11 protein-coding genes are annotated in these 12,748 nt (G+C 65.8%); 4 read left to right on the top strand and 7 right to left on the bottom strand.

Going from position 1 to position 12,748, the window contains the following annotated elements:
• Positions 1-46: 46 nt before the first annotated feature.
• The 5 genes from DQ229_RS13050 to metG form a co-directional block, all read right to left on the bottom strand.
• A complete protein-coding gene (locus tag DQ229_RS13050) occupies positions 47-562 on the bottom strand; it encodes an acyloxyacyl hydrolase (RefSeq protein WP_114966701.1) in 516 nt (171 codons plus the stop codon).
• Between the two features lie 165 nt (positions 563-727).
• Complete coding sequence (locus DQ229_RS13045) at positions 728-1,468, bottom strand: YebC/PmpR family DNA-binding transcriptional regulator (protein ID WP_114966700.1); 741 nt, start codon at positions 1,466-1,468, stop codon at positions 728-730.
• A gap of 88 nt (positions 1,469-1,556) precedes the next feature.
• On the bottom strand, positions 1,557-2,288 hold the full coding sequence (locus tag DQ229_RS13040; protein WP_114966699.1) for a c-type cytochrome: 732 nt from the start codon (positions 2,286-2,288) through the stop codon (positions 1,557-1,559).
• Between the two features lie 122 nt (positions 2,289-2,410).
• Positions 2,411-3,211 carry an alpha/beta hydrolase gene (locus DQ229_RS13035; RefSeq protein ID WP_114966698.1) on the bottom strand — a complete coding sequence of 267 codons (801 nt, stop codon included), beginning with the start codon at positions 3,209-3,211 and terminating at the stop codon, positions 2,411-2,413.
• Between the two features lie 149 nt (positions 3,212-3,360).
• Positions 3,361-5,082 (bottom strand): methionine--tRNA ligase, encoded by a 1,722-nt coding sequence (gene metG / locus DQ229_RS13030; RefSeq protein ID WP_114966697.1) that lies wholly within the window; start codon positions 5,080-5,082, stop codon positions 3,361-3,363.
• Positions 5,083-5,266: 184 nt separating this feature from the next.
• Here metG and DQ229_RS13025 point away from each other — a divergent pair, with 184 nt between their 5' ends.
• On the top strand, positions 5,267-6,076 hold the full coding sequence (locus DQ229_RS13025; protein WP_114966696.1) for a TlpA disulfide reductase family protein: 810 nt from the start codon (positions 5,267-5,269) through the stop codon (positions 6,074-6,076).
• Between the two features lie 8 nt (positions 6,077-6,084).
• Here the strand turns inward: DQ229_RS13025 and DQ229_RS13020 are convergent, their stop codons facing one another.
• A complete protein-coding gene (locus DQ229_RS13020; protein WP_114966695.1) occupies positions 6,085-6,516 on the bottom strand; it encodes an Lrp/AsnC family transcriptional regulator in 432 nt (143 codons plus the stop codon).
• Positions 6,517-6,671: 155 nt separating this feature from the next.
• Between DQ229_RS13020 and DQ229_RS13015 the strand changes: the two genes are divergently transcribed.
• Positions 6,672-7,826, top strand: coding sequence for a type III PLP-dependent enzyme (locus tag DQ229_RS13015; protein WP_114966694.1), 1,155 nt, complete (start codon positions 6,672-6,674; stop codon positions 7,824-7,826).
• Between the two features lie 235 nt (positions 7,827-8,061).
• Here the strand turns inward: DQ229_RS13015 and metF are convergent, their stop codons facing one another.
• On the bottom strand, positions 8,062-8,928 hold the full coding sequence (metF, locus tag DQ229_RS13010) for a methylenetetrahydrofolate reductase [NAD(P)H] (protein ID WP_114966693.1): 867 nt from the start codon (positions 8,926-8,928) through the stop codon (positions 8,062-8,064).
• 92 nt (positions 8,929-9,020) lie between these two features.
• Between metF and DQ229_RS13005 the strand changes: the two genes are divergently transcribed.
• On the top strand, positions 9,021-9,947 hold the full coding sequence (locus DQ229_RS13005; protein ID WP_114966692.1) for a LysR family transcriptional regulator: 927 nt from the start codon (positions 9,021-9,023) through the stop codon (positions 9,945-9,947).
• Positions 9,948-10,037: 90 nt separating this feature from the next.
• Positions 10,038-12,446 carry a mechanosensitive ion channel domain-containing protein gene (locus DQ229_RS13000; RefSeq protein ID WP_162300867.1) on the top strand — a complete coding sequence of 803 codons (2,409 nt, stop codon included), beginning with the start codon at positions 10,038-10,040 and terminating at the stop codon, positions 12,444-12,446.
• The last annotated feature ends 302 nt before the right edge of the window (positions 12,447-12,748 follow it).

Here is a 12,748-nt window from a genome sequence, read left to right as displayed (position 1 = left end):
CCAGGCGAGGTCAGGTCAACCGGGGCCCTGGCAGGGCCTTTGCCCGTCAGAACGCGCGCCGAATCCGCAATGACAGGCTGTCGGCGCCGGGGTTGATACGGCCACGGCTGGCGTTGGACACATGCGACAGGGCCAGCGAAACCCGCGTGTCAGGCGTGAGCCTGTAGCCCACGCCGATCAGGCTGCGGAACTCCAAGGCCTTGCCCAGATCAAAGCGTTCGTTGCTGGCGCGGTAATAGCCCGGCATCAGACTGGCCTCGAAAAACCAGGGCGAAGCCCCTTCGCCCAGGGCCGAAAGCCCGACGCCCACCCAGGCATTTCCCTTGGTGTCGATCGTGCCCGCGGCAGCAAACCCGAGCGCAAGCGGGCCGAGGTGCCAATAGGGCCGCCCGTGCACTTCGAGATTCAGCCCCGCTGTCGTGCTGGCGCGGGAACTGCCGAAATCGGTCACCTTGACCCCCAGCACCCAATCCGCGGCAGCCGCGGGCAGGGCTGTTGTCGCAGCAAGGGCAAGCCCCGCAACGATCGAATTGCGGGCCCGTGCCCAAATGTCGGTTTTCATGAAGTCCCAAACCTCCGGAAAAGCGGCGGGGAGTGTCCCCGTTGCCGGCAAGAATACGCAACTTTGACCAGTTGAACCGGATTTGTCAAAACCCCGTGAGCAGCCGCGATCCACAAGACATGTCCGAAACCGGAAATTCCGAAGCGGCAGGCGACGCAGCCAACTTCAGAGTTCGGCCATCACCTCGTCGGAGATTTCGAAATTCGCCGTGACCTTCTGCACGTCGTCGTCATCTTCCAGCGCCTCGATCAGGCGCATGAGCTTTTGCGCCCCTTCCAGGTCAAGCTCTGTCGTGGTGCCAGGTTTCCAGACCAGCCGGGTGGCCTCCGACTCGCCCAATTCGGCCTCGAGCGCGTTGCTGACCGCGGCCAGATCAGTATCGGCGCACCAGACGACGTGCTCCTCCTCGCCGCTTTCCACGTCTTCGGCGCCGGCCTCGATGGCGGCCATCATGATCGTGTCGGCATCGCCTGCTGTTGCAGGGTAGATCACCTGCCCCTTGCGCTCGAACATGAAGGCGACCGAGCCGGTCTCGCCCAGGTTGCCGCCATGCTTGGTGAAGGTCGAGCGCACGTTCGATGCCGTGCGGTTGCGGTTGTCGGTCATCGCCTCGACGATCACCGCGACCCCGCCGGGGCCGTAGCCCTCATAGCGGATTTCCTCATAGGTGTCGGCATCGCCGCCCTGGCTTTTCTTGATCGCGCGTTCAATCACGTCCTTGGGGACGGAGTTCGACTTGGCCTCTTTCACCGCCAGGCGCAGGCGCGGGTTCTTGTCGGGGTCAGGGTCGCCCATCTTGGCGGCGACGGTGATTTCCTTGGACAGCTTGGAAAAGAGTTTGGACCGGGCAGCATCCTGACGGCCCTTGCGATGCTGGATGTTCGCCCATTTGGAATGGCCTGCCATGACCTCGCTCCAGTGATTGCGGTTGCGAAAGCCTATATGTCAGGCCGCGCCCGGCCTGCAAGCCCGTGCGGCGTGGGGGCTGTGCCGTTCAATCGTCGATGGTGGCGAAATAGCTGGCAAGTGCGGCGATCTGCTCGTCATCGAGCCGGCGCGCCACCGATTGCATCACGTCATGCGGGCGCAGGCCCTGCCGATAGGCGTGCATGGCGACCACGAAACGTTCCTCGGGCCAGTTGGTGATCGAGGGGATGCCCTGCGCCGCGCCGCCGCGCTGGTGGCAGGTGGTGCATTCGCTGGCAAGGAACTGGCCATATTCGCGGTCGCCCTCGATGGCGAGTACCTCCTCGGGCAGGTCCGGCTCGACCCGGCGGGCGGTCGGGGGCGCCCCGGGAATATCCGAGGGCGCATCCGAATAGACCCGCAGGAAGGCGATCAGGTCGGCGCGATCCTCGGCACCGGGCAGGCCCGGATAGGCCATTCGGGTGCCCGAAACCAGCGAATAGGGGTTCTCGATATAGGCGTCGAGCGTGCGGATATCCCAGCGCAGCCCGTCTCGCCCCATCCGCGCGATCGAGTCCGAATAGGCAAAGCCTTCAAGGCTGCCGGCACGCCGCCCGAAGACGCGGTTCAGATGCGGGCCTATGTCGTGCTCGGCTCCCGCGCCGATCTGGTGGCAGGCGGCGCATTCGGCCTGCCAAAGGGCGGCGCCATGGTCTTCATCGCCAAGCGGGACAGCTGTTTGCGCCGCGGCCTGCCCCGTCAGGGCGGTCAGTGATACTGCCGCGGCAATTGCCGTCTGTGCGATCCAGCCATGCGCCATGCGTCCCTCCTTTCCGGTTGCAAGCCCGGGTGCAAGCCCGGCCCGTTGCTTGTGCAAAACATATATTCACGCCGGATCATTTGCCATGCCTCAACGGTAAAACACCGCGTGGCGGCGCGCTTTCAGAAATCGACGCTGCCGATCAGCAGATCGACCAGTGCGCTGCCGGGTTGGGCCAGCGCATCGATCACGTCGAAATGGTGCCGCGCCTGCGCCACCGTCACCGGCACGCCCCAGGCCGCGCCCAGCCACCGTGCCTGATCGAGAAAGGCGGGCCGCTCGTCGCCGCCGACCCACACATGCGCGGCGACATGGCCGAGGGGGCGGCAGTTGACCGGGCTTTCGGCTTCGGCCTCGGCCGCATCGAGGCGCAGATCGTCGTTCATCGCGGTTTGCATCAGCGGGCGCAGGTCGGCCAACGGCGAGATCGGCACAACCCGGTGCAACCGGGCCGCCAGCGGCTCGGTCAGCACGCCCTGGCAGGCCAGTCGGGCGCAAAGATGCCCGCCCGCCGAGTGGCCCGTGCCCACGATCGGCAGACCGGGCCATTCGCCTGCGAGAGCCTCCAGCGCGACCACCATCTCAGAAGTGATTTCACTTATCCGGGCCTGCGGCGCCAGCGTGTAGGAGGGCATCGCCACCGCCCAGCCCTGCGCCACCGGGCCAGCCGCCAGATGCGACCAGTCCTCGCGCCCGAAGGCGCGCCAGAAGCCGCCGTGAATGAACAGCACCAGCCCCTCCGGGCGGGTTTCGGGCAGAAAGAGGTCGAGCTTCTGCCGCGGGCCGGGGCCATAGGGCAGATCCAGCCGCGCCCGCGCGCCCAGCGCCGCGCGAAACGCGGCGGCGTCGGCCTTCCAGCGCGGGGGGAAGTGTTCCGCCCCCGCGATGAAGGGCGCGTTGGCATAGGCGGTATCCATATCCATGGGCAATGTCCGCTGTGCTGGAAGGCATCGAGGCGCAGCCAAGAAAACCTGATCCCGCCGCGGCCGGCAACCCTGCCGCGCCGGGTGTAACCTTCTGTCTTGTCGCAATTTCGAACCGAAAAAGTCTATCAACTCTTTCTGAAATTGCTTTATCCGCCGCGCTGCCCCGAAAACTGCGCCTGCCAGGCTTCGCGCTGCTCGTCGGTGATCTTGGCAAACAGCACATCGGGCACGGTGAAGGCATGGCCGGGGGGCAGCGCCTGAAGGGCGTCGCCGGCCGCACCCGGCCAGGCCCAGTCATCGCAGCCAAGCGCCTGCATCATGCGCGCGCTGGCATCGGGGATGAACGGCTGCGAGATGATCGCGTAAAGCCGGATCAGGTTGAGCGCGAGGCGGATCTGCATGGCCGCTGTCTCGGGCGCGGTCTTGAAGCTGGCCCAGGGCGCGGCCTCCTGCAGGTATTCGTTGCCCAGCACCCAGAGCGCGCGCAAGTCCTGTGCCGAACGGCGCACCATCATCCCGTCCATGACCGTCTGGTAACTGTCCAGGCCCTGTGTGAGATCCTCGATCAACTGCGTTTCACGCGCGCCCCATTCCCCGCCTTCAGGCACGACCTCGCCGAATTTGGAGCGGCAGAACTTGGTCACGCGGCTGACGAAATTGCCCAGCACATCGGCCAGATCCTTGTTCACGCTGGTCTGGAAATTCTCCCAGGTGAATTCGCTGTCGGAGTTCTCGGGGGCGTGGCTCAGCAGCCACCAGCGCCAGTAATCGGCGGGCAGGATCTCCAGCGCCTGATCCATGAAGACGCCGCGGCCCTGACTGGTCGAGAACTGCCCGCCATCGTAGTTGAGGTAGTTGAAGCTCTTGATGTAATCCACCAGTTTCCACGGCTCGGCCGAGCCCATCAGCGTGGCGGGGAAGGACAGCGTGTGGAAGGGGACGTTGTCCTTGCCCATGAACTGGACATAGCGCACGTCATCGGCGCCCTCGTCGGTGCGCCACCAGCGCCGCCAGGCGGCCTCGTCATGGCCCAGGGCGTCGGCCCATTCGGCGGTGGCGGCGATGTATTCGATGGGCGCGTCGAACCAGACGTAGAAGACCTTGCCCTCCATGCCGCTCCACGGGGCGCCGTCGAACTGCACCGGCACGCCCCAGTCCAGGTCGCGGGTGATGCCGCGATCTTGCAGCCCATCTCCGTCATGCAGCCATTTCTTCGCGATCGAGGTGGTCAGCACCGGCCAGCCTTTCTGCGAGTCGATCCAGCGGTCGAGCCGGTCGCGCAGTTTCGACTGGCGCAGGTAAAGGTGGCGGGTTTCGCGCACTTCCAGGTCGGTCGCGCCGGAAATGGCGCTGCGCGGATTTATCAGATCGGTCGGGTCGAGCTGCTTGGTGCATTCCTCGCACTGGTCGCCGCGCGCGCGTTCATAGCCGCAATTGGGGCAGGTGCCTTCGATGTAGCGGTCGGGCAGGAAACGGCCGTCGCCGGGGGAATAGACCTGCTTTTCACGCACCTCCTCGATCAGCCCGGCGTCATACAGTTTAACGGCCAGATGCTGGGTCAGGGCCTGGTTGCGCATACTGGACGAGCGCCCGAAATGATCGAAGCTCAGCCCGAATCCGCGCGCCAGCGCGGCCTGGGTTTCATGCATCTCGGCGCAGTATTCGGCGACCGGCCGGTCGGCCTTGGCGGCGGCAAGTTCGGCGGGGGTGCCGTGTTCGTCGGTGGCGCAGATGAACATCACCTCATGGCCCCGTGCGCGGCAGTAGCGTGCATAAAGATCGGCGGGCAACTGGCTGCCCACGAGATTGCCCAGATGCTTGATCCCGTTGATATAGGGCAGCGCCGAGGTGATCAGAATTCTTGCCATGCTGCTTTCTTGCTCTTCGCTGGGTGCAGGTCTTGCGCCCGTTTAACGCAGGCGGCGGGCGAGGGCCAGCAGCGATGCGGGGGTGGCCTGCGCTCACATCGGCGTGGGACGTGGTGGTGCGGCCTTGCCCGTGCGGCGCGGTCACGCGACAAGGCGCGGCAGGCAAAAGAACAGGGGCAAGGCAATGGACGCAGTGGCGCTGGGACCTTTGGTTTTTCCGATCGACCGCTTTGCGGTGATCGCCGGGGCGGCAGCGTTCCTGACCGCGGTCTGGTGGGCGGGGCGGCGCGGGGCGGATGCGCGGCTGCAGCTCTGGTCGGGGCAGGTGCTGCTTTGGGGGTTCATCGCGGCGCGGCTGGGCCATGTCGGGCGGCATTGGGACAGTTTCGCCGCCGAACCCTGGCGCGCGGCCTTCTTCTGGCAGGGCGGTTTCTGGGCGCCGGCGGGGGTCGCGGCAGCGGGGGCGATCACCGCGTTTGCGCTGTGGCGCGTGCCGGGGATGACGCGGGCGGCGCTGGTGACGGCGGCGCTTGGGCTGGTGGTCTGGCAAGGCGTCTGGGGGCTGCGCACGCCACTTCCCGAGGTCGGCCCGCCCGTGCAGGCGCTGGCCACGCTTGATGGTGGCGAGATCGACCTGTCACTGCGCGAGGGGCGGCCGATGGTGATCAACCTGTGGGCGACATGGTGTGCGCCCTGCCGCCGCGAAATGCCGATGATGGCTGAGGTGGCGGCAGGGCATCCGGGGGTGGATTTCGTCTTTGCCAATCAGCGCGAGGGGGCCGGCCCGGTGCGTCGCTTCCTGGCTGATGAGGCGCTGGATCTGCCCATCGTGGTGCTTGACACAGGCGGGGCGCTGGCGCGGCATTATTCGGTGCTGGGGCTGCCTGCGACCTTGTTCGTCGATGCGGGCGGGCGGGTGCAGGCCCGCCATATCGGCGAGATATCGCGTGAGGCCTTCGAGGCCGGGATCGCAGGGCTTGCGCCGCCGCGCTGAGCCGGGGCTCATGTGGCGCGGTCGAGCTTGGTGGACAGGTGGATCAGGCTTTCTGAGGAGCGCACCCCGGGGATCGCACCGATTTCATCAAGCAACGCATCCAGCGCAGTAGTGGTTTCGCTGGCAACCTGCAGCAGCAGGTCGAAGCGCCCGCTGGTGGTGTGGATGCGTTCGACATCGGTGCGCGCGCGCAGCCGGCCCAGCACGCCGGGCTGTGCGCGGGGTTCGATGGTCAGCAGCACCGTGGCCCTGATACGGCGGCGCTGCGCATCCTCCCCGCGGCGGATGGTGTAGCCGGTGATCTGGCCAGTGTTTTCAAGCCGTTCGATGCGCGCCTGCACGGTCGAGCGCGCGACCTTGAGCCGCCGCGCCAATGTTGCGACCGAGGTGCGCGCGTCGACCGAAAGCTGCGAAAGCAGGGCATTATCGAGTTCATCCATGGCTGACCTTTCATAATGACGAAAGTTTCGTCATTATGACGTAAAGGATTGCAGAAACAACGGTTTTGATCGGTGAAATCGTGCACCATATCCCGCATCCTTGACCCTGAGGCAATCACACCGCGAAACCGGGTCACGCAGAAGGAGCGACGTGCATGAGTTTGAGCAAGACAATCTGGGCTGATCCGCACAGCTATCTGCGGCGGACCGATTGCGATACGCCCGTGCTCTTTTTCGCACCGAACTGGCTGCAAGACAGCGCGCGGCGTTTTCTTGCCGGTTTTCCGGGCCTTGTGACCTATGCGGTCAAGGCCAACCCGGATGAAGAGGTGATCCAGAACATCGCCGCCGCCGGGGTGGCGGGGTTCGATGTGGCCTCGCCCGAGGAGATTGCACTGATCCGGCGGCTCGTGCCCGGCGCGGCGCTGCATTACAACAACCCGGTGCGCAGTGTGGCCGAGATTGCGGCTGGGGTTGCGGCGGGCGTCGCCTCGTGGTCGGTGGATTCGCAAAGCGAGCTGGACAAGCTGCTCGCGCATCTGCCTGCGGGGCCGGGCGAGATCGCCGTGCGCTTCAAGTTGCCGGTCAAGGGCGCGAGCTATGATTTCGGAGCCAAGTTCGGCACCACGCCCGAACAGGCGGCAGGGCTGCTGGCACAGGTGGCCGCGCGGGGGCTCACCCCGGCGCTGACCTTCCACCCCGGCACCCAATGCACCGACCCGCAGGCCTGGAGCGCCTATATCCGCGAGGCCGCCGCGATTGCGCGCAGTGCTGGTGTTTCGATTGCCCGGCTCAATGTCGGTGGCGGGTTTCCGGCCGATCGCGGCGATGGTGCGACCCCGGCGCTCGAGGCGATCTTTGCCTGCATCGCGGCCGAGACGCAGGCGGCCTTCGGCGCGGATGCGCCCGCGCTGATCTGCGAGCCGGGGCGCGCCATGGTGGCCGAAAGCTTCACGCTGGCGGCCCGCGTGCGCGCGGTGCGCGACGGGGCGCATGTGTTTCTCAACGATGGTGTCTATGGCGCGCTGGCCGAGACGCCGCTGGTGGGTATCCCCGGCCCGGTTTCAGTGCTTGCCTCCGATGGCACGCCACGGCGCGGGCAGATCTTGCCGCGCGTAGTGTTCGGCCCGACCTGCGACAGCGTGGATCGCCTGCCAGGAGAGGTCGGGCTGCCCGCCGATATCGCCGAGGGCGATTACGTGCTGTTTCGCGGCACCGGCGCCTACAGCACGGTGACGAACACGCGCTTCAACGGCTTCGGCGCGCTCAAGCTGGTCACCGTGATGTCGCTGGAGGCGGCGGTGGGTTGAAGCAACGCCGGAAAACGAGCCGATAGACCTTTCCGGTTCTGACTGGTGCAGTTTGAACCCTCCCGTCGCGCAAGCGACGGGAACGCGCCCGCCCGCCCCCACGGCGGGCGCGTTTCGCGCCCACCTCGGTCGGGCGCGCTCCCGTCGCACGCAAGGCTGTAGCGCCGCTGCAAGAGATTCTTCTGAAGGGGCGTTCGCGGTCGGCATAAATGCGCTGCGAACAAATCGTGCCCCCTCAGGCGACCTTTTCCAGCGTGGCCTCGGGCTGGATGCCCAGCGCGTGGCAGACATCGCGGGTCAGATGCGCCTTGTTGAGCGTGTAGAAATGCAGGTCTTCCACACCCTCGCGCAGAAGCGTATCGCACATCTCGGTTGCCAGCGCGGTGGCCAGCAGGGCACTGCGCCCGTCGCGCTCGGCCTTGGCGAAGGCATCGTCCATCCAGCCGGGAATCGAGGTGCCGCAGGCCTTGGCGAACTTGCGCACGCCGGTCCAGTTCTCGATCGGCAAGATGCCGGGGATGACGGGGCGGTCGATCCCGGCGGCGGCGCAGGCGTCGCGGAAACGCAGGAAGGTCTCGGCCTCGAAGAAGAACTGCGTGATCGCCGAATCGGCCCCGGCCTGAAACTTGCGCTTGAGCCAGGCAACATCGGCGGCGCTGTCGGCGGCCTCGGGGTGCGGCTCCGGGTAGGCGCCCACGCGCAGCTTGAAATTGCCGGTGGCGGCGAGCGCCTCGATCAGTTCGATCGAGTTTGCAAAGCCCTCCGCGTGTGGCGTGAAGCGGCCCGCGCCCTTGGGCGGATCGCCCCTGAGCGCGACAATCTCGCTGACCCCGGCTTTGGCGTAAGAGTCGGCGATTTCAAGCGTTTCCGCGCGGGAGGCATTCACGCAAGTCAGATGCGCGGCCACGTTCAGCCCGTATTGCGCGCCGATGGTGGTGACGGCCTCATGGGTCAGTTGCCGCGTCGTGCCGCCTGCACCATAGGTGACAGAGACAAAGCGCGGCTTGAGCGGGGCGAGCATACGCACCGTATCCCAAAGCCGGAAGCTTGCCTCCAGCGATTTGGGCGGGAAGAATTCGAAAGACACGCGCGGGGTGGGCATAAGGGACTCCAATCTGGGTTGCCCTCTTGTCGCATGGCGCGAATAGTGAGACAAATTCATAATATTCATCTTCAATATGAGGTGCGTTGAAGTTGTACATCGAGTTTCGCCATCTGCGCAGCATCCGCGCGATCCATCAGGCCGGCGGTCTGGCCCGCGCTGCGGAGATGCTGCACCTGACGCAATCGGCCCTGAGCCACCAGATCAAGGGGCTGGAAGAACAGGCCGGGGTTGAGTTGTTCGTGCGCCGCTCGCGCCCGTTGAAACTGTCGGCGGCGGGGATGAAACTGCTCAGGCTGGCCGAGCGCATCCTGCCCGAGGTCGAGGCGCTGGAGGAGGAATTCCGCGGGCTTATCTCGGGCAAGTCGGGGCGATTGCATATCGCCATTGAATGCCACGCCTGTTTCGAATGGCTGTTCCCGGTGCTGGAAGAATTCCGTCGCAAATGGCCCGAGGTCGATGTCGATATCCGCCCCGGTCTGGCCTTCGGCGCGCTACCTGCGCTGATGCGCGAAGAGGTGGATCTGGTGATCTCGTCCGATCCGGAACCGCTGGAGGGCGCCGATTTTACCCCGCTTTTCGACTATGAGCCGCTTTTCGTGGCCGCCGCCCAGCACCCGCTGGCGGAGAAACCCCATATTGAGGCCGAGGATTTTCGCGACGAGATGCTGATCACCTACCCGGTGGAGCGAAGCCGGCTCGATGTGTTCTCGCAGCTGCTCACCCCCGCCAAGGTCGAGCCGCGCGGGGTGCGGCAGGTGGAGCTGACCGCGGTTATCCTGCTTCTGGTGGCGTCAAATCGCGGCGTTTCGGTGCTGCCCGACTGGGTCTTGCGCGAAGTGCGCTACCATTCGGATTACGTCACCCGGCGACTGACGGCCAAGGGCCTGACCCGGCGCCTTTATGCCGCCACCCGGTCGGAAGACACAGCCAAGCCCTTCATGGCGCATGTGCTGGGGCTGGCGCGCACGGTGCCGGTGCGTCTGCAGCGGGGGCTCGAGGCGCGCGGGGCATCCTGAAAGGCGAGGCGATGCGCGGGGCGATGATTTGAAACCCCCGGGTGTGCGCGCTAGGGATTAGGAAAACGCGCGAATAGGATGGAAGCCTACATGAAGTGCTTGTTTCGTTGTCTGCTGATCAGTCTTGGCCTGCTGGCGCTGCCGGTTCAGGCGCAATCGCAGTCGCTGTTCGATCCGACGGCGCCCGCCAACGGTGCGGGCGGGCAGGAGGCTGTTGATGCCCTGGTCGAGATATTGCGCGACGATGCCGCGCGCGAGGTGCTGATCGAGCGGCTTCTGACCGAGAGCGAGGAAGTCGCCGCCCCGGAGAACGGCGATGTGGTGACATTGACCGAAGGGGGCTCGCTCGCCCGCCAGATCGCCGAATATACCCGTGGCCTTGCCGAGGGGACGACCGCCTTTCTGTTTGAACTGTTAGGCAGCCTGCAGGGGCTGGCGGGGCTGTTCGCGGCCGGGCAGGATGTGAATGGGGCCGAGTTTCGCGCGGCGGCCATAGCACTGGTGCTGGTGGCCGCGGTGACATTGGGGCTGTTTTTCGGGCTGCGCGCCGTAGGGGTGCGGATTTTCCGCGCCATGTCGGCGCGCGCGGAAAGGCGCGGCTGGATCTATGCGCTGACACTTATCCTTTCATCGAGCGTGGTCGATGCGGCAATCATCCTGCTGGCCTGGGGCGGCGGCTATGCCTTTGCGCTGGTCTATGGTGTCGCCGGCGAGATGGATGTGCGCCAGAGCCTGTTTCTCAACGCCTTTCTGCTGATAGAATTGACCAAGGTGGTGCTGCGCGCGATCTTTTCGCCGCAGTTCCCGCGCCTGCGCTTCGCGACCATGAGCGACGAAACCGCCGCGTACTGGTATTTCTGGAGTTCGCGCCTGGTCAGCCTGCTGGGCTATGGCCTGCTGCTGGTGGTGCCGCTGGTCAATGCCTCGGTCTCGCCGGTGGTGGGGCGCAGCCTGGCGGTGATGATCGCGCTTGCCGCGCTGTTCGTGGCGGTTCTGATCGTGTTGCAGAACCGCGCGCCGATCCGCCGGGCACTGAGCGCGCGCAGCGAACGCGATCCTCAGGACCTGATCGGCCGGATCGAGGCGATCCTGGGCGCGTTCTGGCACTGGCTGGCGATCGCCTACCTGGTCGCGCTGTTCGCGATCTGGATGGCGCGACCGGGCGAGGCGCTGCAGTTCATGCTGGTGGCGACGGTCAATTCAGCTGTTGCGGTCGTCGTGGGGGTCGGGGTCATGGCACTGATCTCGCGCGCGATCCGCGGCGGGCTGCGGTTGCCGGCCGATTTGCAGCGCAACCTGCCGCTGCTCGAGGCGCGACTCAACGCCTTCGTGCCCTCGGTGCTCAAGGTGGTGCGCGCACTGGTGATCCTGACGGTGCTGATCGCCATCGGGCAGACTTGGCAGGTAATGGATTTCGTGGGCTGGCTGGCCTCGGAAGTCGGGCGCGACCTGTTGGGGCGGCTGGTTTCGGCGGCGCTGGTGGTTCTGATCACCGCGCTGATCTGGCTGGCGGTGTCGTCCTTCATCGAATACCGGCTCAACCCTGTGGTTGGCACGGTGCCCACCGCCCGCGAACGCACTCTGCTGGCGCTGTTTCGCAATGCCTTCATGATCGCGCTGGTGATCATCGCGGCGATGCTGACACTGTCGGAGCTGGGGGTGAACATCGCGCCGCTGCTGGCCGGTGCCGGCGTGCTGGGCCTGGCCATCGGTTTTGGCGCGCAAAAGCTGGTGCAGGACATCATCACCGGCGCGTTCATCCAGTTCGAGAACGCCATGAACGAGGGCGATGTGGTCACCGCCGGCGGCACCACCGGCGTGGTGGAAAAGCTGACGATCCGCTCGGTGGGGCTGCGCGATGTGTCCGGCACCTATCACCTGATCCCGTTCAGTTCGGTCGATATGGTGTCGAACTTCATGAAGGGCTTTGCCTTCCATGTGGCCGAAATCGGCGTCGCCTATCGCGAGAACGTGAGCGAGGTGAAGGCGCTGATGCACAAGGCCTTCGACATCCTGCAGGCGGGTGATCTGGGCGATCAGATACTTGAGCCGCTGGATATCCAGGGCGTGTCGGCGCTGGGCGATTCGGCGGTGGTGGTGCGCGGGCGCATCAAGGTCAAGCCGGGGATGCAATGGGCCGTGGGCCGCGCCTATAACGAGATCATCAAGGAGGTTCTCGACGAGGCCGGCGTGGAAATCCCGTTCCCGCACATGACCGTCTACATGGGCCAGGACAAGGACGGCAGCGCGCCGCCCCTGAACCTGCGCCGTTACAAGACGCTGCCGCCGGCAGCCGAGGCGTCAGAGCCATCTGTGGAAGAAGGCGGGGCAGAAAACGCTTCGGACGAGGCTGCCGCCAGCGTGCCGGACGAGGAAAGCGGCAAGCCCCGGCGCGGCAGTGCCTCCGATACGGCGCAGGAAACCGGAGCCGGCAAGGAGCTATCCGAACGCGAAAAGATCGAGCGCAACCAGCCCGACAGCGGCGAGGCGGATCGCTAGTGTTCGCCGCCTGACACGAGATACCCGTTGACGGTATTGAGCCCGGAGCGGATGAGCGGGGCAATTCCCTGCGCGGGATCAAGGGCGTCAGCCCGCCGCGCATCGCCGGGCCGCCCCCGGGCACGGCGATTTGGCTGCCACCAGCGCAAAGCCGTGATCTTTTTCGGATCTGGCTGGCATAAAGCACAATATCTCCAATCGGGGATCGCCGCACCGCGGCCCGACGCTGCGCGGCTTCGCGCGCGACTGGTCAACCTCTCCTTCGCCTCGCAAAGCGGGTCTCGCAATGTCATCCATGCGGG

This window comes from Alkalilacustris brevis, from assembly GCF_003350345.1.
GTDB lineage: Bacteria > Pseudomonadota > Alphaproteobacteria > Rhodobacterales > Rhodobacteraceae > Alkalilacustris > Alkalilacustris brevis.
The sequence above is the reverse complement of the archived record's forward strand: the minus strand, read 5'-3'. Positions and strand labels throughout refer to the sequence as shown.

What these genes read in the sequence shown, in the direction of transcription:
- DQ229_RS13045 (WP_114966700.1), bottom strand. Translation starts at nt 1,468, where the DNA reads ATGGCAGGCCATTCCAAATGGGCGAACATCCAGCATCGCAAGGGCCGT.
- DQ229_RS13000 (WP_162300867.1), top strand. Translation starts at nt 10,038, where the DNA reads ATGAAGTGCTTGTTTCGTTGTCTGCTGATCAGTCTTGGCCTGCTGGCG.
- metG (WP_114966697.1), bottom strand. Translation starts at nt 5,082, where the DNA reads ATGGCAAGAATTCTGATCACCTCGGCGCTGCCCTATATCAACGGGATC.
- DQ229_RS13050 (WP_114966701.1), bottom strand. Translation starts at nt 562, where the DNA reads ATGAAAACCGACATTTGGGCACGGGCCCGCAATTCGATCGTTGCGGGG.
- metF (WP_114966693.1), bottom strand. Translation starts at nt 8,928, where the DNA reads ATGCCCACCCCGCGCGTGTCTTTCGAATTCTTCCCGCCCAAATCGCTG.
- DQ229_RS13025 (WP_114966696.1), top strand. Translation starts at nt 5,267, where the DNA reads ATGGACGCAGTGGCGCTGGGACCTTTGGTTTTTCCGATCGACCGCTTT.
- DQ229_RS13040 (WP_114966699.1), bottom strand. Translation starts at nt 2,288, where the DNA reads ATGGCGCATGGCTGGATCGCACAGACGGCAATTGCCGCGGCAGTATCA.
- DQ229_RS13015 (WP_114966694.1), top strand. Translation starts at nt 6,672, where the DNA reads ATGAGTTTGAGCAAGACAATCTGGGCTGATCCGCACAGCTATCTGCGG.
- DQ229_RS13020 (WP_114966695.1), bottom strand. Translation starts at nt 6,516, where the DNA reads ATGGATGAACTCGATAATGCCCTGCTTTCGCAGCTTTCGGTCGACGCG.
- DQ229_RS13035 (WP_114966698.1), bottom strand. Translation starts at nt 3,211, where the DNA reads ATGGATATGGATACCGCCTATGCCAACGCGCCCTTCATCGCGGGGGCG.